Here is a 19,318-nt window from a genome sequence, read left to right as displayed (position 1 = left end):
TCAGGCCTGGCCGTAGAAGGCGAGGACGGCGGCTGGATCGATGACCGCGTCACCCGCCTGGTAGGTCGTGACCCCGTCTTCGAAGACGACGGCGTCCAGGGTGGCGAAGGCGGTGACGGCGTTGGACGTGGACGCGCTGTCCGCGTCGGTGGAGACCGAGGTCAGGGTCAGGATGTCGCCCTCGGCGACGTCGCTCATGTCGGACAGGCTCAACGACAGGCCGTGCTCGCCGTCGCCGGTCTCGCCGGTCCCGCTCCAGACGACGTCGCCGTCCTGATTGGTGACCACCAGGGCGGTCGAGGACTGAGCGCCGTCCAGGGTGTAGGTCCAGCTGGCGGACCCGTCCTGGACCGGCGCCATGGCGCCGTCGTACTCGACCTTCTGGCCGACATAACCCGCGCTCTGGGTCGTCAGCATGGAGGTCAGGGACGACGACAGGCTTTCCAGCGTGTCATTGGTCGAGGTCTGCTGGCCCAGTTGGGCGTAACCGACCAGCTGATTGGTGAACTCGGTGACGTCCGTCGGCTCGAGCGGGTTCTGGTTCTGCAGCTGGGTGACCAGGATCCCCAGGAACTCGTCCATGTCGATGGACAGGGCGGACGACGAGGACGAGGTCGTCGCCGCCGCCGTCGCCGTTGATGTCGTTACGTTAACCGAGGTCATGGGTCGCCGCCGAAGCCGGTGGATGTCCCGGCTTCAACGAGGCGACCGGCGCCGATGGGGCGCACAAAATTTCAGCGCCCCATTTGCCGGGGCCGATCCGTTTCTCTGCTGAAGGTCGGGGCCAGAAAGCGCCGCGGCCTTCCCGTCGAGCGACCGCCCGACGGTGTTCAGTCTGGAGAGAATGAGGAAAGAATGCCTAGTATCTCAACCAATACCGCCGCCAACACCGCCCTGCGTTATCTGAACGCCAACTCCGCCGCCCAGTCCGCCTCCCTGGCGAAACTGTCCAGCGGACAACGCATCCAGAGCGCCAAGGACGATGCGGCCGGCCTCGCCACCTCGACCAACATCTCCGCGGACATCGTGGTGATGGAACAGGCCGCCATCAACGCCCAACAGGGAACCGCCGTGCTTCAGACGGCCGACGGCGCCCTGTCTCAGATCAGCGACATCCTGCAACGGATGAAGGCTCTGACGGCCCAGTCCCAATCGGGCTCGGTCGACGATGATGGACGGGCGAACATCGACGCAGAATACCAGCAGCTGATCGAGGAAATCGACGACATCGCCTCGTCGACCAACTTCAACGGCTCGGCTCTGCTCGACGGCGCAGGCGACTTCTCCACCGGCGTCTCCTTCCTCCTGGGCACCGCCAGCACCGATACGCTGACGATCACCATCGACGGAGCGACGGCGACGGACCTAGCTGTCGATTCGACCGACGTCAGCACCTCGGCCAACGCCGCCACGGCGATGACTGCGGTCGACACGGCGATCAACACCATCTCGACGGCTCGGGCGAATGTGGGCGCAAGCCTGTCGCGCTTCGAGTATCGGGCGAGCGTCATCGACACCTCGCTTGAAAACCTGGAGGCCTCCAAGTCGGCCATCTCGGACGTCGATCTGGCTGCGGAACAGACCAACTACACGAACCTGTCCACCCTGACGCAGGCCGCCATCGCGGCCCTGGGCCAGGCGAACAGCATGTCGTCGTCGTTGCTCAAGCTCCTGCAGTGACGGCGCGGGCGGGGGTTCGCCCCCGCCCGTTCCCTTTGACCTTCAGGCCCGCGCCCGGAACATCCCATGAGCACAACCTCAACAGCCGGCGTCTCGACCAGCAGCGGCGCCAGCTACATCACCTCGACGGCCTCCGGTCTCGACACCGACGCCTTGATCGAGACGGCCGTGGCGCAAAAGACCGCGCGCGCCGACACCCTTGACGCAAAGATCACCGCCAACGAGGCCGAGATCGCGGCCTACGAGGAAGTACAGACCCTCGTCGCCGCCGTATCCGACGCGATCGAAGGCCTGGCCCTGCCGGCCTATTCCAGCCTGGGGTCCGAGAACTCGTTCGACTCGCGCAGCGCGGCGCTGAGCAGCACTTCCGGCGAGACCGTCACTGGCTTGGCCGTCGATGTCACCAGCGACGCCATCAACGGCGACTACGAAATCGAAGTGGTTCAACTGGCCCAGGCGATGAAGGTCAGCGCCTCGTCCGGCTCATCCACCGACGCCATCGGCGTCGCGGGCGTTCTGTCTCTGGGCGTCGACGGCGAAGAATCGGTCGAGATCACCGTCACCGCGACCACGACCCTCAGCGACCTCGCCAAGGCCATCAACGCCCAGAGCGACACGACCGGGGTGCAGGCCTCCTTGATCACCCTGGACTCCTCGACCGTCCAGTTGGTGCTGTCGGCGACCGACACCAATCAGACGATCGTCATCTCCTCCGTTTCCGGCGACGACGTCGCACAAACCATCGGACTGACAGACGACACCGGCGCCTTCGCCAATGTTCTGCGCGAAGCCCAACCGTCCATCATCACCGTGGACGGGGCGACGGTCACGCGGGACACGAACGAACTGACCGACGTCATCGAAGGCGTGAGCCTGTCGTTGTCGGGGGTGACCGACGGGGCGGCCACACTGACGGTCTCCACAGACTCTTCGGCGGTGAAGACGGCGATCACCGACTTCGTCGACGCCTATAATGCGCTGAAGCAGTACATGCTGGACCAGTCGGCGGTGTCCTCGGACGGCGGGGCGGACGAGGACGCGGTCCTGTTCGCCGACTCGGTCCTGCGGATGTTGAACTCCACCCTGCAGACCATGATCAACTCCGGCAGCGACGCCGCCTCCGACGACATCACCATGTTCAGCGACATGGGCATCACCTGGACCTCGGAAGGCCTTCTGGAACTCAGTGACGAGACAGCGCTGAACGACGCCATTCTTTCCAACCTCGACGCCGTCGAGAGCTTCTTCGAGACCGACTTCTCCGCCTCGGACAGCAACCTCAAAATGCTGGCCAACAACACGACCAGCTCGCTGTCGTTCACTCTCACCATCGTCACGGACGAAACGGGCGCGATCACCAGCGCCGCCGCCGACGGCGACAGCGCCGCCTTCACCGTTTCAGGATCGCGCCTCGTGGGCGCCGAAGGGACCATTTACGAAGGCCTGACCTTCACGTTATCGCCCGCCACCGCCGGGGACATCTCTGTCTCGATCCAGCAGGGATTCGCCAATCTGCTGACGCAGACCCTGACGCAGTTCGACGACAGCTCGACCAGCCTGATCCAGCAGCGCATCGACTCCCTGACCGAAATCAACACCGACCTGTCGGACCGCTCGGACAAAATCCGTGAGGACGCCGAGACCTACCGAACCAAGCTTGTGACCCAATACGCCAACATGGAAGCCGAACTGGAGGCCGCCCGTCTGCTGCAAGAGCAGATCGAGGCCATCCTCGGCGCGAGTGACGATGATGAGTAACGCCGCCTATTCCCGCGCCATCGCCGGCTATCGCGCCACCAGCCAGTTGGCGCTCAGCCCCACTGAGATCGCCTTGGCCCTGCACCAGAAACTCTACTCCGCTGTGGCCTCGGCAAAATCTGCCGATGAGCAGAATCGGCTGGACGAGATGGTTTTTCACCTCGGCGTCGCCAGCCAGATCATTAGCGCCTTGAAACTCCATATGGATTTCGCGGCGGCCGGGCCTGAAGGCGCTGACCTGCAGCGATTCTACGCCCGCACCCATCGCTCTGTCCGGCGCATCGGAATGCTACCGAAGCGCAACAGAGAATGGTCAATCGTGACTGATCCAATTCAGAACATGGTCCGTTCAATTATAAATATGTCTCGTCCGACACAACTAAATCAGAATAATACAATACAGTAATAATTCGCCTGTGGCACGCACGTTGCTTTGTATTGATCGACCTAACGCAGGTATTGATCATGCACTCGCACGCGCTCCACACCTTCAACCATCAAGACATCGCACCGATGGCCGATCGCGCCGTCGCGTCCGACCAGGAGCTCTATGAGGCCATGCGCGCCGGTGATGATCTCTGCTTGCGAACGCTGATGGAGCGGCACCGGGGAATGGCCCATGCCGTCTGCCGCAACATCCTCGGCGACGAGGTCGAGGCGGACGACGTGGTGCAGGAGGTCTTCTTCTCGCTGTGGAAGCGGGGCGGCTGGACCCCGGGCGACGTGCGCTTCACGACTTGGCTGCACCGGGTGCTGATCAACCGCTCGATCGACCATCGCAGACGGCGTCGCGATACGCCGACCGAGGCCGACGCGCTCAGCAGCGCGCTCGAGGATTTCGGCGCCGGCGGCGGGCCTGATGCAGAGGAACTGATCACGCGCCAGGAGACGGCCGATCGCCTCCGTGCTGCGCTGCTTCGCCTGCCCACGGCCCAGCAACGGGTGCTGAGCCTGCACTATTTCGAGGACGCCGACGTGCCGGAGATCATGGCGCGGCTTGCGGCCACTGAAAACTCGGTGCGTTCCCTGCTTAAAAGAGGCAGGATGGCGCTCCGGGAAGACCTACGGAAACAGAAGAAGATCTGGACCCATGACCTTGACCGAACTGCACGCCACGCTTGACCGACTGGGCCCCGACATCAGCGCCTGGCCCGCGACCCTGGCCGAGCCGGCTCTGGATCTGATCTCGGTCTCCGACGCCGCCAAGGACCTTTTCGCCGCCGCGACGGAGTCGTCGCTATGCGCAGACGCAGCCCCCGCGCCGCGCTGGGAGGCGACCGCCACAACCGCGCCCTGACGCCAATTACTTCAGCGCCGAAATACGTCGGCGCAAGCATGAGCGCCTGCGCTTCACCGCCGAAACAACTTCACCGCACAACCGCCACCGGGACCAAGAACTGTGCGCCCCGACAATGTCGTCGTCGGGATATCTGCTCAACATGCTTTCAAGGTTCGCCACAGCGGCCGCCATCGCGCCGCTCGTGCTGGCTTCGGCCGCCCAAGCCCAGGTCGATATCGGCTCCGCCCGGACGACGCCGGTCCGGACCTCGACCGTGTCCAACGGTGCGGCGGCCGACGTGACCGTGTCCGAGGACGGCTCCGTCGTCATGACCGGCGGCGTCGCCATCACCAGCGATTCCGACAATGACGTCGTGCTGGAAGAAGGCTCCCTGATCACGATGGAGGAGGCCGAGGACGGCGACACCGGCATCCTCCTCGAAACCGGCCAGACCGGCGATCTGACGATGGGTGGCGGCATCACGATCACCGACGACATCGACAGCTATGAGGACGAGGACGACGACGGCGACTATGACGGCCCCTTCGCGAGCGGCAGCGACCGGTACGGGATACGCGTCGCCGGAGACGGCGTACGCACCGGGAATATCCTGGTCGAGGACACGGGCAGCATCGCCGTTCAGGGCGACGACTCCGCAGGGATCTCGATCGAGAGCGCCCTGGCCGGCGATCTGACCGTCCTCGGCTCGGTGTCAGTGACCGGCGACAACGGCGTCGGCGTGCGCATCGCGGGGGATGTGGACGGCGACATCCTGCTGAGCGGAAGTTCGATCTCGGTGACCGGCGAAGGCTCCGTCGGGGTCTCGGTCGAGAACACGGTCTCCGGCGCCCTCCAGATCCAGTCTTCGGTATCCAGCAACGGCTACCGGTACACCTACCAACCGACCGCCGTCGCCGACCTGGACGAGGACGATGCGGACGACGTCGACCTGTCCGACGACAGCCTCTATTTGGAAGACCTCGACGCGGACGATCTGCTTCAGGCCGGGTCGGCCGTTCAGGTCACAGCCAGCGTCGGCGGCGGCATACTGCTGGGCGCCGCGCCGGCCTATGAGGACTCCGACGGAGAGGACGGCGACGATGATCGCGACGGCGTCGACAACGGCGACGAGGACGACGACGGCGACGGAACCCTCAACGCGGACGACGACGACCGCGACGGCGACGGCATCCTGGACGAAAACGAGGGCACGTCGTCCATCAGCACCTATGGCGCCGCCCCCGCCCTGGCCATAGGCGCCGAGACGGGCGACACCATCGTCGGCGCCTATGGCGACAGCGGCTATGGCCTGGTCAACGAGGGTTCGATCACGGCGTACGGCATCTTCGACGATATCGCGGGGACGGCCGTGCTGATCGGCGGCGGGACCGGATCGACCGTGATCGAAGGCGGGATACTGAACGACGGCTCGATCACCGCCAGTTCTAGCGAGGCTGACTCTACCGCCCTGCGGCTGGCGTCGGGCGCCACGACCCCCACGCTGGTCAACAGCGGCTCAATCACCGCCACGGCGACCACGGAAGCGGCGGACACCTCCACCGCCGTGCAGATCGACGCCGACGCCGCCCTGTCCAGCATCGTCAACAGCGGGACCATCTCGACCTATATCTACGGCGAGGCGGGGGATGCGGTGGCCATCCGCGACGCCAGTGGATTGGTGACCAGTCTGACCAACACGGGCGGCATCGTCAGCTACATCGTCGCGACCGACAATGACGACGACGACGAGACCGACGACGAAGAGATCACGGGCAAGACCATTGCCATCGACTTCTCGGCCAACACCACCGGCGTGACCATAACCCAGTCGGCGGCGGCCAATGACCTCCTGTCCGACTACGACGGCGACGGCCTTTACGACGACGAGGACCCGGACGACGACGACGATGGGATTCTGGACGCCGAGGACGACGACGACAACGACGACGACAACGACGGCGTCGCCGACACGGCCGAGCCCTATATCGTCGGCGACATCCTGCTGGGATCGGGGAATGACGTCGTCGATATCCAGAACGGCTATGTGGTCGGCGACATCGCCTTTGGGTCCGGGGCGGACAGCCTGTCGATCGACGGCGGCGCCACCTACCAGGGCGCCCTGTCGGACGAGGATGGACTGCTGGACATCAACATCATCGACGGGGTTCTGCAGGGACTTCACGGCGAGACGCTGAACCTGACCAGTCTGACGGTCGGCGAGAGCGGCGAACTGTACTTCACCGTCGATCCCGACGCCGGGACGGTGGGCGACTATGTGGTGTCCGGCGCGGCCGTCTTTGCGGACGGGGCGACGATTAGCCTGCACCTGGACTCGCTCGTCGACGACGGCGGCGAGACCGTGCGCCTCGTGACGGCCGGGTCGCTGTCTTACGGGGACGTCCAGGGAACCGATCTGACCGGCAACTCGCCCTATATGATCGTCTCGACCCTGTCCGCCGACGAGGCGGCGGGGACGGTCGATGTGAACATGCGCAAGCGGACGACGACGGAGATGGAGCTGTCCGGCGTCGAGACGGCGGCCTACGAGGCCTTCTACAGCGCCTTGAGCCGCGACGAAGACGTGATGGACGCCTTCCTCGACCAGGCCACGCGCGACGATTTCATGAACCTGTACGAGCAGACCCTGCCGGATCATTCGGGCGGCACGCTGATGTCCTTGTCCAGCGGGGTCGAGGCCGTGACCCAGGCCCTGGCGAACCGCAACAGCACCGCCGCCGTCGGCGAGGTCAGCGGCTGGGTCCAGGAGATCAACTTCTACGAGGACAAGGACAAGACCGACACCTACGGCTATCGCTCGGAAGGCTTCGGCGTCGCGGGCGGGGTGGAGAAGATGACCGAGGCCGGCGCGGTCGGCGTTTCGGTGGCCCTGGCCTCTTCGGACATCCAGGACCCGGAGTCGGAGGCCGAGGAGGAACTGTCGTCCAACCTGCTGGAGCTGGGCCTGTACTGGCGCGCCCAGGGCCATGGCTGGAGCGGCTGGGCGCGGGGCGCGGTGGGCTACGCCTCGTTCAACAGCACCCGCACCCTGGTCGGCGACGACGTCTATCTGAGCTCGGATGCGGACTGGGACGGCTATACGCTGTCGGCCGCGGGCGGCGTCTCCTACGAGCACCGGTTCGGACGCCTGTCGCTGCGGCCCGAGGTCTATGCCGAATACTTCAGCCTGTCGGAAGGCTCGCGTCGCGAATCGGGCGGCGGCGACGCCTTCGACCTGGAAATCGACGACCGCGACGGACACATCGCCAGCGCCACCGCAGCCCTGAAGATCGGCTACGGCCTGGGTCGGGACCAGATGTTCCGGCCGGAGCTGAAGCTGGGCTGGAAGGAGATCCTGTCGGCCGACTATGGGGAGACCACCGCGCGCTACATCAGCGGCGGCGACAGCTTCACCCTGACCGGCGAACCGATCAGCGGCGGCGGCCCCATCTTCGGCCTGGGCATGACCATGGCCAACGGCCTGAGCTCCCTGTCCATCTCGGGTGACGCCCAGTTGCTGGAAGACTATGTCCGCTACAGCTTCCTGCTGCGCGCGACCTTCCTGTTCTAGGCTGATCGGACCCCGGGAAAACCGGTGCAATAGAGTGCGGTTGCGCGGATCGGGCGCACCGCCCTCGGGACGAGGCTGTGCGCAGGCGATGGACATGTGAAAGACCGGAACCGCAGCCTAACACCGATCCGGAGGGCGCCAGGGAAAAGGCCCCGGCCGGTGGCGGCTAGGGCGGATGGGCCTGAGAGGGCGGGCGAAAGGCGGCTTTCTCCATTCCAACCCAGGGGCCGGCTGCGGGTCGGCTATGTGACCGTGCGACGATACGACCCGCAACGGACCTCACTGAGGTCCGGGATGGCGCATAGCCCCCAACCTTACTTGCCGAGCGCGGATCGGTAGAGGTGTATTCTTTCAGTCAGATCGCCGTGGCGTTCCGGCTTGGCGTCCATCGCCTTCTCGGCAAGCGCGATCTGCTTTCGACAGAGGTCGGCGTGGATCTCCCACGTCATCAGTTCGGCACGGACTGCGACGCGCCAGGCGACCAGGATTGGGACCATGGAAGCGTAGCCCCGATCGCTGTTCGCAATGACGTCGTCCAAGGTCGGAAGCCCCGTTGCCGCCGCCACCTCGGGATGTTTCATCGACTCGACGAGCGCCGTCTTCCAGTCCCGGTCGCGGTTCGCGACCTGTACAGCCTCGTCCCAAGACGCCCGGATCTCCGGGGAGAGGATTCGGGCTCCCTTCAGGATTTCCGGAGCCTCGGAAGTCGCACACTGATAGCCGGGCGTTCCGACAAAGCCGTCCACATAGCGCGCAAGCGTGGAGGGCGGCCTCGAGTAGTGCAGCGGCACCGTGCGGCACGTCAAAGGGCGGCGATCGTAAATGCTGCAGCTGTTCTCGAGCAGCGCTGGACATTTGCCGTCGTGCTCATCCTCAACGATCGCGGAAATGGACAAGAACAGCTGACGATCACGGCTTCGATCAACCTGGCGGACAGCGGAGAAAATCTCAATATGACGGCGATGCTCATCCAACGCCGGTCCAGGACCCAGGCGCGTGTCTATGGTCCTCCACCACCGACGAGCGCTTTCAGTCCGTTCATTCCGTGGAAGGCTGTGAACCTTAAATAGCAGCGACAGAAGGAACTGGTCAGCGAGACCCAAGCTCTCGCCGAGTTCCATCTCCGGTCCCCGATCGCAACATTTGCCGCAGGCGGTGCAAGAGAACCTGCGGACCGGTGATGGATCGATCATGATTGTAAGCTGTCCGGCTGCTTAGGTGAGACGCTGTCCGCTCGATAGTGGAGAGGAGGGTGCGAGGTGTCGACGGCCCCCGCCATGCATTTCCGGCCGTGCCCGATAGAGGAGGATGAGCCCGATGCGATTAGGTTTGAGCTGCGTCGCTACGTCGAGGGAATTCAATAGCGGTGTTCAGAATGCAGCGGGCGTCTGCTCATGGGGCCCGCGCGACTCTGAGCCTAGCGTCGAGCCCATGTTCGCATCCTGCCCCAGACAGCCCATTTACAGACCTGGTTTGCGCCGGATCAAGGCGGCCGCCGGAACTGTCCTGCAACCAGAACGCTGTGTCTGCTATCATCACCCTGGAATGGTTCCTTGAAATTCGCCCGTCGCCTCATCGTCCTGCCCATCCTGGCCTTGGGTCTGTCCGGCCTCGGGGCCTGTGGCTCCGTGCCTGGCCTATCGGGCGTGCAGCTGAACCGGGATCAAGCGTCCCAGGGCGGAAAGACATTCAGCGACGGCGTGGGCGAGGCGGCGACGGCGCCGCTGGACGATCTCAACCTGCGGCGACAGGAGGTGCCCGAGATTCTGATCACCGCGCGCCGCGCCCCCTATGCGACGGCGGGTCTGCAGCGCTGCTCGGCCGTCATCGCCCAGATCGACGCCCTGGACGAGGCCCTGGGGCCCGACGTTGACCAGGAGTCGCCGGCGACCGGCACAGGCGACCAGGCCGCCAACGCCGCGCTCGACATGGTTCGCGACACCGCCACCGATTTCATCCCGCTGAGGAGCTGGGTGCGTCGCCTGTCCGGCGCGGCGGCCCATGATCGAGAAGTTCAAGCGGCGATCCGCGCCGGCCTGGTGCGCCGCGGCTTTCTCAAAGGCATCGCTCATCAGCGCCGCTGCACGCGGAGGGCGGGATAGTCGTCGGTCGGAGGGACGTGGATCGGCGTCCGGACGGTAAGGGTCTGGCAAGCGCTGGGACCGGAATCCGGCATTCCGACCGACCTAAAAGGCGACAGTTCCGCCTTAGCGCCAATGTCGGCTTCCGGGCCTGACGCCCATTTCGCAAATCGACCCGTTTCCGACATCGCCCTAGTCGGTGTGAAACGACTGCCCCTGACTCAACGCAGTCCTTAGCGATGTCCGCTTCCGCTGCTAGGCCGCCGGCGCGGGCGCGACGTCTGGAATACGGTACAGATCTCTCAAGTGAACGGCGGTCTGTTCGATGCTCGGATAGACGGTGGTTGCGTTGATGTTGATCCGATCGAGCTGCTTCAGAATCTCGCCTTTGTTGGTGATCGTGACGCGCTTGATGGCGATACCTTCCTCGCCCTCGTCAGGGAGATTCGCACCATGGCCGTATAGAAGAAAGGCGCCGGATTGGGACTTGATGCGGCTATTGCTGTGCTTGGCTTTGACGCAGAGGACGGAACCCAGATCTGCAGGATCAATGCGCGGTTCAAAATACCCCTTCTCGGAGCGGATATGGTGGAGCAGTTTGCCAGCCATCTCGGTTGCGTTGAACAGCTTGAGGTCCAAGTCGAGGTCGAGCCTATCCTTCTGCGCGTATGTGAGTCTGGAGAGATTGGCAACGCAACTCACCGTGTCGGAGTCGAAGTAGCGCATCCGCTCTGAAGCGACCTGTAGGATGATGACCTCGCCGTCGACGTCGAGGGGCTCCGGAAGGCTATGGCAGGCGAAGAACAGGGCTACGAGCGGGTTGCTGGTGATATCGAGAAGCCGGGTGGGCAGCTTGTAATGCTGCATTCGCACCAGACGGTCGAAGCAATAGGTGTCGGACTGGAACTCGTCGTGGTGGCTGATCAGGAGGTCCTGACAGAGCCGATCTTCCTTCGGCATGAACTGCCAGTTTCCGTCGGCCCATTTGCGCAACAGCGACGGGACGAGTTCGAAGGCGGCGTTCTCGTGACCCCGAAAGAAGGTTTCGGCGCCATCGTCGTTGAGCGCCTCGTAGAGCAACTTGAGGAAACCCTCGACACTGTCTGCCGAGCCGAGGATGTCCTTGCTTCGTGGCGGCACCGCAGGCGAGGCTGCAGGGTCGGGGGCTGTGGCGGCGACCGGTGCGGCCGTCGCCGATTGGGCGGCGGACAGTCGGTCCAGAATGGACTGGACGTCCCCTGTGCGCACCGCCCAATGGGTGCGGAACATTTGGAATGGGTCTGCGCTGAAGACTGCTCGCGCCGCTTCGATGTCTTCGAAGGTGAGCTCACCGAAGTTCGTCTCGGTCGTGAAGACAAACTCCAGCCTGCGATTGCCGACTCTGACGATCGAGACCCGTCCATAGCGGACGCGCAAGGCGCTTCCTTGTGGCGTGCGGTCCACCTCCCTGCAGAGGAAGGTCGGTAGAGCTTCGAGATAGTCGGTAGCCGTCGAATCCAGCTTGGCGAGGCGCTGTTGGATGTCGGTCGGCGTATATTCGAACATTCGCCCCCGCCCCATGCTCAGATCATTGAGATCCTCGCCGTCCCAGCCGCCGATCGAGATGTAGTTGAAGCTTTCCGCCACGCTTGAAATCTCCCAGGGTCGCCTCTCGTCTTCAATCGTCTCGGTTGCCGTTCCGTTACGATCAACGCGATCACAGGATTTGTCGGAAAGGCTTGACTGTTCGTTGAAGGATCACATCGACCGAGGACCAACGTCCGCTTCCGGCAGTTGGATCTGTGTCCGCTCCTGGCGCCGCAACCAGGTTTTCTGACGCCGCGGTGTGGGTGGGGGTGACGAAAGACGTGGCAGGGACAGACGATAGCGGGGTTGGGCACATTCAGCCCGTCATCCTCGGGCTTGACCCGAGGATCGGATGCGGATCGGGCTGTACGCGGGCCGCAGACGCAATGCGGCGGCCCTTCCCTGCAAGCGGGGAGCAACCATGTCAGCTCTCCACTGGCCTCCTACTTTCGTCATTCCGGGCGGAGGGCCGCTTGGCCCGGAGACCCGGAACCCAGCGGCGCGCGGGAGCGCGAACCTGTAGCGGAATCGGTCTTTCGACATCCTGCGGCGGATAGATTTCGTCTGCGGCGCCGCTGGGTTCCGGGTCTCCGCTGCGCTACGCCCGGAATGACATAAGGAAAGAGGACGTCGACGGCCCCGCCCCCTCGCCTGCGCGAGGGACGGGGCTCTCGATCAGCTGTCGGCCTGCCAGCCGCCGGCGAGGGCGCGGAACAGGGCGATCTGGTAGGTGGTGACCAGGGCGTCCGACTGGGCCAGGGCGGCGTCGGCGGCGGCCTGGGTCCGTTCGGCGTCCAGCACCAGCAGGAAGCTGTCGGCGCCGGCGTTGAAGCGCTGACGCGACAGGTTGGCGGCGCGGGCGGCCTGATCGCGCGCCTCGGTCAGGGCCGCGCGGCGGTCCAGTTCGTTGGCGTAGTTGCTGAGCGCCGTCTCGGTCTCCTGCAGGGCCGTCAGCACCGTCTGGTCGAAGGTGGCGAGGGCCGCGTCGGAGCGGGCGTCGGCGGCCTTGATCTGGGCGCGGGCGGCGAAGACGTTGGGGAAGGACCAGCTGATCAGCGGACCGAAGCTGAACCGGAAGTTCTGGTCGTCGCCCAGTTCGCCCGAGTCCTGGGCCGTCGAGCCGAGAGAGCCGCCCAGGCTGATCTGCGGATACAGGTTGGCGGTCGCCACGTTCACGCGGGCCGCGGCGGCGGCCAGATTCGCCTCGGCCTGGCGCACGTCGGGACGTCGCGCCAGCAGAGCCGCGCCGTCGCCGACCGGGATCGGCTGGCTGAGTTGCGGCGGCCGGACGCAGGCCGCGGCGGCCTGGCTGGCCTCGGCCGGTGTCACGCCCGTCAGGGTCGCCAGACGGTACAGGGCTTCGTTGCGCGAGGCGCGCAGCGTCGGCAGGGTCGCCGCCGTCTGGGCCAGGGCCGCGCGGGCGCTGGCCACGTCCAGGCCGGTGCCCGCCCCGCCGTCGAGCAGAGTCTGTGTCAGCTGAGCCGTATTGCGTTGCAGCCCCAGCGTCCGTTCGGCCACCGCGATCTGGGCGTTGGCCGAGCAGGCGTCGGCATAGGCGCGGGCGGTCTCGGCCGCGACCGAGACCTGGACCGTGGCCAGGGCGGCCTCGGCCGCGCGGGCGTCGGCGCGGGCGGCGCGGATGGTCGATTCCACCCGGCCGAACAGATCGACCTCGTAGCTGGCCGACAGACCGACGTCATAGGTGTCGATCTCGGGCGCCTTGCCGTCCGCCTCCAGAACCGAGGAGGTGGCCGCCGAGGCGCGGCTGCGCTGGGCCTGGGCGCTGGTGGTCGTGGTCGGGAACCGGCCCACGCGCGCCTCGGACAGCGACGCCCGAACCGCGCGCAGGTTGGCGAAGGCCGCCTCCAGCTCGTTGTTCTCGGCGAAGGCCTGACGGATCAGGCCGTCCAGGGTCGGATCGTCGTACAGCCGCCACCAGTCGTCTCGCGCCTGGGCGGTCGAGACCGTGGTCGAGGCGGAGCCGACGAAGGCGCCCGTCCCGGCCACAGGCAGGTCGGCGGCAGGCGCCTGGGGCCCGACCGCGCAGGCGGCCAGCAGGGCGCCGGATGCTGCGACGGTCAGGAAGCTGAGGGTCTTGGTGCGGGTCATCAGATGTCCCCTCCCCGCCCGGCGGCCGGAGCCGGCGCATCGGGATCGGTCAGGCTGGAAGTTTGATCGTAGCGGACGGCTTCGGTGACGTTCGACTTCGGCGTCGGCTTCTTGCCTTGCGGCAGTTTGGACGACAGCCAGCGGGTCACGACATAGAAGACCGGCGTGAAGATCAGGCCGAAGAAGGTCACGCCCAACATGCCGGAGAAGACCGCCGTGCCGAGCGACTGGCGCATTTCGGCGCCCGGCCCGGTCGCCAGCATCAGCGGCACGACGCCGAGGATGAAGGCGAAGGAGGTCATCAGGATCGGACGCAGGCGGGTCCGGGCCGCAGCCACGGCTGCATCGAACCGGTTCATGCCCTCGTCCTCTTCCGCCTGTTTGGCGAACTCGACGATCAGGATGGCGTTCTTGGCCGCAAGGGCGATCAGGACCACCAGACCGATCTGGACCAGGATGTTGTTGTCCAGGCCCCGCAGGTTCACCCCGATCATGGCCGCCAGCAGGCACATGGGCACGATCAGGATGACCGCCAGCGGAAGCGTGAAGGCCTCATACTGGGCCGCCAGCACCAGGAAGACGAAGACCACGGCCATCAGGAAGATCATGGTCGTGCCGGAACCCGCCGCCTTCTGCTGGTAGGCCAGTTCGGTCCACTCGTAGCTGAAGCCTTGCGGCAGGGTGCTGGTCGCCATCTGCTCCATGACGCCCAGCGCCTGGCCGGAAGACACGCCCATGGCCGGGTTGCCCTGAAGCTCGGACGCCGGGAACAGGTTGTAGCGGACGATCCGGGACGGACCCGAGTCATTGACCAGGTTCGCCACCGAACCGATCGGCACCATGGCCCCGCTGGACGAGCGGGTCTTCAGGTTGGCGATGTCGGCGATGTCGTCGCGGTACTGGGGCTCGGCCTGCGCCGTCACCCGATAGGTGCGGCCCAGCATGTTGAAGTCGTTCACATAGGACGAGCCCAGATAGACCCCCAGGGTGTCGAACACCGCGCCGGGCTGGACGCCCATCATCAGCGCCTTGTCACGATCCACGTCGGCCGAGATGCGCGGCGAGCCGGTGTTGTAGGTCGAGAAGACCTGGCTGACCTGATCCGGGGCCTGGGCGGCGGCGCCCATCATGGCGAAGGTCGCCCCCTCCAGCGCGCGGTAGCCGGCGCCCGAGGTGTCCTGGATCATCATCTTGAAGCCGTTGCCGTTGCCCAGACCCTGGACCGCCGGCGGAGCGATGACGAAGATCTGCGCGTCCTCGATCTGACCCGTGGCCTGGGTGATGGCCCCGGCCAGGGCGGCGGCGGCCTCTTCCTTGGTCCGGTCCTCGAACGGGCTCAGACGCACGAAGATGGTGGCGGCGTTGGAGCCGAACGAGAAGCTGGCGCCGTCGAGGCCGGCGAAGGCCACGGTGCCGTCGACGCCATTGGTGTCGCGGATGATCTGGCTGGCGCGTTGCATGATCGCCTCGGTGCGATCCAGCGAGGCGCCGGCCGGAAGCTGGATGACGCCGATCAGGAAGCCCTGATCCTGCTCGGGGATGAAGCCTGAGGGCGTATCCACCAGACGCCAGGCGGTCAGGCCCAGCAGACCGGCGTAGATGATCAGAACCAGACCCACGGTGCGCACCAGGCGCGCCGTCAGACGGCCGTAGCGATCCGACAGCCAGTCGAAGCCCTCGTTGAACTTACGCCCGGCCCAGCCGCCGTAATAGACGACCGAACCCAGGACGCCCGGCTTGCGGTCGTTCTCGTGGTCCTTCCTGTGCGGCTTCAGCAGCAGGGCGGCCATGGCCGGCGACAGGGTCAGCGACACGAACAGCGAGATCACCGAGGCCGAGGCGATGACCACGGCGAACTGGCGATAGAAGATGCCGGGGATGCCGGGCACGAACATCGTCGGAATGAACACCGAGATCAGCACCAGACCGATGGCGATAAGGGCTCCGGAGACCTCCTGCATCGAGCGGTAGGCGGCCTCCTTCGGAGTCAGCCCCTCGCTGATGGCCCGCTCCACATTCTCGACCACGACGATGGCGTCATCGACGACGATGCCGACGGCGAGGACGAGCGCGAACAGAGACAGGGAGTTGATCGAATAGCCCAGGGCCAGCTGCACCGCGAAGGTGCCGACCAGGGCGACCGGGATGGCCACGATCGGGATGATCGCCGCCCGCCAGGTCTGAAGGAAGATCATGACCACGATCACGACCAGGATGACGGCCTCGATCAGCGTGTGCTGAACCGACTCCACCGAGGCGGCGACGAACTCGGTCGGATTATAGGGGACGGACAGGTCCATGCCGGCGGGCAGTTCGGCCTTGACGGCCTCGACCTCGGCCAGCACGCGTTCGGCGGTGCCCAGGGCGTTGGCCCCCGGTTGCTGGACGACGGCCAGGCCGACGCCGCGTTGGCCGTCGAAGAAGCCGCGGATGCCGTAATCCTGGGCGCCCAGTTCGATCCGAGCCACGTCGCGCAGATAGGTGACGCGGCCCTGGCTGTCGGTTTTCAGGACGACATTGGAGAACTGGTCGGGATCGGTCAGACGACCTTCAACCTGAATCGGCAGTTGGAAGGCCGAGGCGCTGTTGGGGAACGGCGGCTGGCCGATCGAGCCGGCGGCGGCCTGGACGTTCTGGGCCCGCAGGGCGGCGACGATATCCGGGCCGGTCAGGCCGCGCTCGGCCGCCTTGGCCGGGTCGATCCAGATCCGCATCGAATAGTTGCCGCCGCCGAAGACCTGGACCGCACCCACGCCCTCGAGCCGCAGCAGACGGTCCCGCAGCGTCGAATTGCCGTAGTTGCCGACATAGTCGTTGCTGAGCGAGCCGTCGGGCGAGGTCAGACCCAGCACCATCAGGAAGCCGCTCTCGGCCTTGGTGACCACGACGCCGGTCTGGCGGACCGCGTCGGGAAGACGGGGTTCAGCCAGGGAGACGCGGTTCTGGACCAGCACCTGGGCGGCGTCGAGATCGGTGCCGGGTTGGAAGGTGACGGTGATGGCCACCGCGCCGTCCGAGGTGGACGAGGAGGTGATGTAGAGCATGTCCTCGACGCCGTTCACCTCCTGCTCGATGGGGGCGGCGACGGTTTCGGCCAGGGTCTCGGCCGAGGCGCCGGGATAGGCGGCGTTGATGGTGATCGTCGGCGGCGCGATCTCCGGATACTGCGACAGGGGCAGAAGCGGATAGGCGAAGACGCCGATGATGGTGATCACCACCGCGATCACGGCCGCGAAGATCGGCCGGTCGATGAAGAAGCGGGATATGTTCATGGCTTAGTCGCCGGTGGAGAGGCTGTTGGCGAACGAGCCGGTCGAGGCCGGAGCCGCCTGGGTGACCGGGGCGTCCGACGCCTGTTCGGCGACGGGGGCGATGCGGCCGTTCTTGGGCGTGACCTTCGAACCCGGCTGGGCGGCGCGCTGGAGACCGGCGATGATCACGCGGTCGGTCGGGGCCAGACCCGACTTGATCACGCGCAGACCCTGGACGATCGGCCCCAGCTGGACGGCCTTGGCCGTGACCGAGCCGTCGGCGTTGACGACCGAGACGACGCGGCGCGACTGATCGGTGCCGATGGCGGTGTCCGGCACCAGCAGGGCGTCGTAGGAGCCCGCGCCCGCGACCTGGGCGCGACCGAACAGGCCAGGACGCAGGAAGCCGTCGCCGTTCGGCACAATGGCGCGCATGCGGATGACGCCTGACGAGGTGTCCAGCGCATTGTCCGAGAAGTCCAGGCGACCGGTGCGGGTGAAGCCGCTCTCGTCCTGCAGGCGGATGCGGACCGGGGCGCCGTTGGCAGCGCCGCCGTCACGCAGATATTTCAGCAGGACCGCTTCCGACCCGTCGAAGACGAAGTGGATCGGGCCGCCCGAAATGATGGTGGTCAGGATGTCGCCCGCCGAGGAGCCGCCGGCGATCAGGTTGCCGGGATCGACGCGGCGATCGGAAACGCGGCCCGAGGTCGGCGCGGTGACCCGCGTATATTCCAGATTCAGCCGCGCCGTGCGCACGGCGGCGTTGGCGGCGGCGATATTGGCGGCGGCTGCATCGACGGCGGCCTTGTTGGAATCATATTCGGCCTTGGACACCGCCTGCGAGGCCAGCAGGGTCTCGCTGCGGGCCAGGTTGGCGCGGGCCAGGGTCAGTTGCGACTGCATCTGAGCGACCTGGGCCTGGGCCTGGGCCAGAGCGGCCTGGGCCGGACGCGGGTCCAGGGTGAACAGCAGTTGCCCCTTCTGGACCATCTGGCCGTCGCGGAAGTGGACGGCCTGGACATAGCCGCCGACCCGCGCCCGCACATCGACGCTCTCGACCGCCTCGAAGCGGCCCGTAAACTCGTCCCAGTCCACCACCTTCTGCTGCAGCGGCGTGGCCACCGTCACCGGCGGGGCGCCGGGCGCCTGGCCTTCGGCCTTGGGGGAACATCCATATAGCGCGCCCGTCACCATGACGGACACGGCCGCAATCTTCAGCCCGCGCATCTGCGCAATCTCCCTGTCGGAGGTAAATCCCTGTCGTGCGGACAGAGGCCGATGGGGAGTCGGCCGTTGTCAACGCGTGGTGACTTAATGATGGGCGTCGTGGCGCTTGTCAACACGCGTTGACAAAGCCATATGGTGTCTACGGTTATTGTTCTGTGGAGTGTCATCCCCTTGTTATGTCCCGGCCCACGCCCGAGGAACGCCGCTGCGACGCGCACGGCCATTCTCGACGCAGCACGCGAAAGATTCGCGGCCGAGAGCTATGACGACGTGGGCATGCGCGACATCGCCCGCGACGTCGGCGTCGATGCGGCCCTGATCAGCCGGTATTTCGGATCCAAGGACGATCTGTTCCTGGCGGCGCTGGACAGCTGCGGCGACGGCAGCGCCCTGATGTCGGGCGAGAAATCCGATTTCGGCCGGCGCGTGGCCCATGAGATCGTGTTCGAACCCAAGAAGGCCGAGAAGCTCAAGGGCATGTCGATCATGCTGCGCTCCATCGGCTCGGCCAAGGCGGCGGACATGGTGCAGACCACCTGCACGGCCCGTTTCTTTGGCCCCCTGGAAGACTGGCTCAGCGGCCCGGACGCCACGGTGCGGGCGCGGCTGCTGGCGGGATTCATCATGGGCATGTCGGTCAGCCGCGAACTGGGCGGCGGCAGTTTCAACATCGAGCCGGCCGAATGCGAGGCGATGCGAGACCGGCTGGCGCCGATCCTTCAGTCCCTGATCGACGGCTGATCACGCCCCCGAAATGAAGAAGGGCGCGGAGGTCGCCCTCCGCGCCCTTTGTCTT

At 65.9% G+C, this 19,318-nt stretch carries 14 protein-coding genes; 8 read left to right on the top strand and 6 right to left on the bottom strand.

Features of this window, described 5'->3' with window-relative positions; genetic code table 11:
- Positions 1-663, bottom strand: a complete 663-nt coding sequence (locus ACVPT3_RS03235) for a flagellar hook assembly protein FlgD (protein WP_492042772.1) — start codon at positions 661-663, stop codon at positions 1-3.
- A gap of 192 nt (positions 664-855) precedes the next feature.
- Between ACVPT3_RS03235 and ACVPT3_RS03230 the strand changes: the two genes are divergently transcribed.
- The 6 genes from ACVPT3_RS03230 to ACVPT3_RS03205 all read left to right on the top strand — a co-directional run bounded on the left by ACVPT3_RS03230 (position 856) and on the right by ACVPT3_RS03205 (position 8,285).
- Entirely contained in the window at positions 856-1,680 is an 825-nt protein-coding gene (locus ACVPT3_RS03230; protein WP_271163626.1) for a flagellin, read from the top strand.
- Between the two features lie 66 nt (positions 1,681-1,746).
- Complete coding sequence (fliD, locus tag ACVPT3_RS03225) at positions 1,747-3,438, top strand: flagellar filament capping protein FliD (RefSeq protein ID WP_492042771.1); 1,692 nt, start codon at positions 1,747-1,749, stop codon at positions 3,436-3,438.
- A complete protein-coding gene (locus tag ACVPT3_RS03220) occupies positions 3,428-3,844 on the top strand; it encodes a flagellar protein FliS (RefSeq protein ID WP_492042770.1) in 417 nt (138 codons plus the stop codon). The genes fliD and ACVPT3_RS03220 overlap by 11 nt, the downstream gene beginning before the upstream one ends.
- Before the next feature lie 32 nt (positions 3,845-3,876).
- A complete protein-coding gene (locus tag ACVPT3_RS03215; protein WP_492042769.1) occupies positions 3,877-4,560 on the top strand; it encodes an RNA polymerase sigma factor in 684 nt (227 codons plus the stop codon).
- The gene (locus tag ACVPT3_RS03210) at positions 4,529-4,735 is read left to right on the top strand and encodes a hypothetical protein (protein ID WP_492042768.1); all 207 of its coding nucleotides are present in this window, start codon (positions 4,529-4,531) and stop codon (positions 4,733-4,735) included. Before ACVPT3_RS03215 ends, ACVPT3_RS03210 begins: the two co-directional genes overlap by 32 nt.
- Before the next feature lie 142 nt (positions 4,736-4,877).
- Positions 4,878-8,285, top strand: a complete 3,408-nt coding sequence (locus tag ACVPT3_RS03205) for an autotransporter outer membrane beta-barrel domain-containing protein (protein ID WP_492042767.1) — start codon at positions 4,878-4,880, stop codon at positions 8,283-8,285.
- A gap of 314 nt (positions 8,286-8,599) precedes the next feature.
- Here the strand turns inward: ACVPT3_RS03205 and ACVPT3_RS03200 are convergent, their stop codons facing one another.
- The gene (locus ACVPT3_RS03200; protein WP_492042766.1) at positions 8,600-9,259 is read right to left on the bottom strand and encodes a YkgJ family cysteine cluster protein; all 660 of its coding nucleotides are present in this window, start codon (positions 9,257-9,259) and stop codon (positions 8,600-8,602) included.
- Positions 9,260-9,838: 579 nt separating this feature from the next.
- On the opposite strand from ACVPT3_RS03200, the gene ACVPT3_RS03195 reads away from it, so the two are divergent.
- Positions 9,839-10,387: a hypothetical protein gene (locus ACVPT3_RS03195; RefSeq protein WP_492042765.1), complete on the top strand. Its 549-nt coding sequence runs from the start codon at positions 9,839-9,841 to the stop codon at positions 10,385-10,387.
- 234 nt (positions 10,388-10,621) lie between these two features.
- Here the strand turns inward: ACVPT3_RS03195 and ACVPT3_RS03190 are convergent, their stop codons facing one another.
- The 4 genes from ACVPT3_RS03190 to ACVPT3_RS03175 all read right to left on the bottom strand — a co-directional run bounded on the left by ACVPT3_RS03190 (position 10,622) and on the right by ACVPT3_RS03175 (position 18,522).
- Complete coding sequence (locus tag ACVPT3_RS03190; RefSeq protein WP_492042764.1) at positions 10,622-11,992, bottom strand: FRG domain-containing protein; 1,371 nt, start codon at positions 11,990-11,992, stop codon at positions 10,622-10,624.
- Positions 11,993-12,607: 615 nt separating this feature from the next.
- Positions 12,608-14,041, bottom strand: coding sequence for an efflux transporter outer membrane subunit (locus ACVPT3_RS03185; RefSeq protein WP_426026642.1), 1,434 nt, complete (start codon positions 14,039-14,041; stop codon positions 12,608-12,610).
- A complete protein-coding gene (locus ACVPT3_RS03180) occupies positions 14,041-17,313 on the bottom strand; it encodes an efflux RND transporter permease subunit (RefSeq protein ID WP_492042763.1) in 3,273 nt (1,090 codons plus the stop codon). The genes ACVPT3_RS03185 and ACVPT3_RS03180 overlap by 1 nt, the downstream gene beginning before the upstream one ends.
- Before the next feature lie 3 nt (positions 17,314-17,316).
- Positions 17,317-18,522, bottom strand: a complete 1,206-nt coding sequence (locus tag ACVPT3_RS03175) for an efflux RND transporter periplasmic adaptor subunit (RefSeq protein ID WP_008260475.1) — start codon at positions 18,520-18,522, stop codon at positions 17,317-17,319.
- A 132-nt stretch (positions 18,523-18,654) separates the two neighbouring features.
- Here ACVPT3_RS03175 and ACVPT3_RS03170 point away from each other — a divergent pair, with 132 nt between their 5' ends.
- Complete coding sequence (locus ACVPT3_RS03170) at positions 18,655-19,263, top strand: TetR/AcrR family transcriptional regulator (RefSeq protein WP_164952606.1); 609 nt, start codon at positions 18,655-18,657, stop codon at positions 19,261-19,263.
- Positions 19,264-19,318 lie beyond the last annotated feature (55 nt).

It is taken from the genome of Brevundimonas sp. FV1ps31S (assembly GCF_058681265.1).
This window is presented reverse-complemented; position numbering and strand designations above follow the sequence as displayed.

Coding starts and splice junctions, on each gene's coding strand:
- ACVPT3_RS03235 (WP_492042772.1), bottom strand. CDS start 663: ATGACCTCGGTTAACGTAACGACATCAACGGCGACGGCGGCGGCGACG.
- ACVPT3_RS03230 (WP_271163626.1), top strand. CDS start 856: ATGCCTAGTATCTCAACCAATACCGCCGCCAACACCGCCCTGCGTTAT.
- fliD (WP_492042771.1), top strand. CDS start 1,747: ATGAGCACAACCTCAACAGCCGGCGTCTCGACCAGCAGCGGCGCCAGC.
- ACVPT3_RS03220 (WP_492042770.1), top strand. CDS start 3,428: ATGATGAGTAACGCCGCCTATTCCCGCGCCATCGCCGGCTATCGCGCC.
- ACVPT3_RS03210 (WP_492042768.1), top strand. CDS start 4,529: ATGACCTTGACCGAACTGCACGCCACGCTTGACCGACTGGGCCCCGAC.
- ACVPT3_RS03205 (WP_492042767.1), top strand. CDS start 4,878: ATGCTTTCAAGGTTCGCCACAGCGGCCGCCATCGCGCCGCTCGTGCTG.
- ACVPT3_RS03185 (WP_426026642.1), bottom strand. CDS start 14,041: ATGACCCGCACCAAGACCCTCAGCTTCCTGACCGTCGCAGCATCCGGC.
- ACVPT3_RS03180 (WP_492042763.1), bottom strand. CDS start 17,313: ATGAACATATCCCGCTTCTTCATCGACCGGCCGATCTTCGCGGCCGTG.
- ACVPT3_RS03175 (WP_008260475.1), bottom strand. CDS start 18,522: ATGCGCGGGCTGAAGATTGCGGCCGTGTCCGTCATGGTGACGGGCGCG.
- ACVPT3_RS03170 (WP_164952606.1), top strand. CDS start 18,655: ATGGTGTCTACGGTTATTGTTCTGTGGAGTGTCATCCCCTTGTTATGT.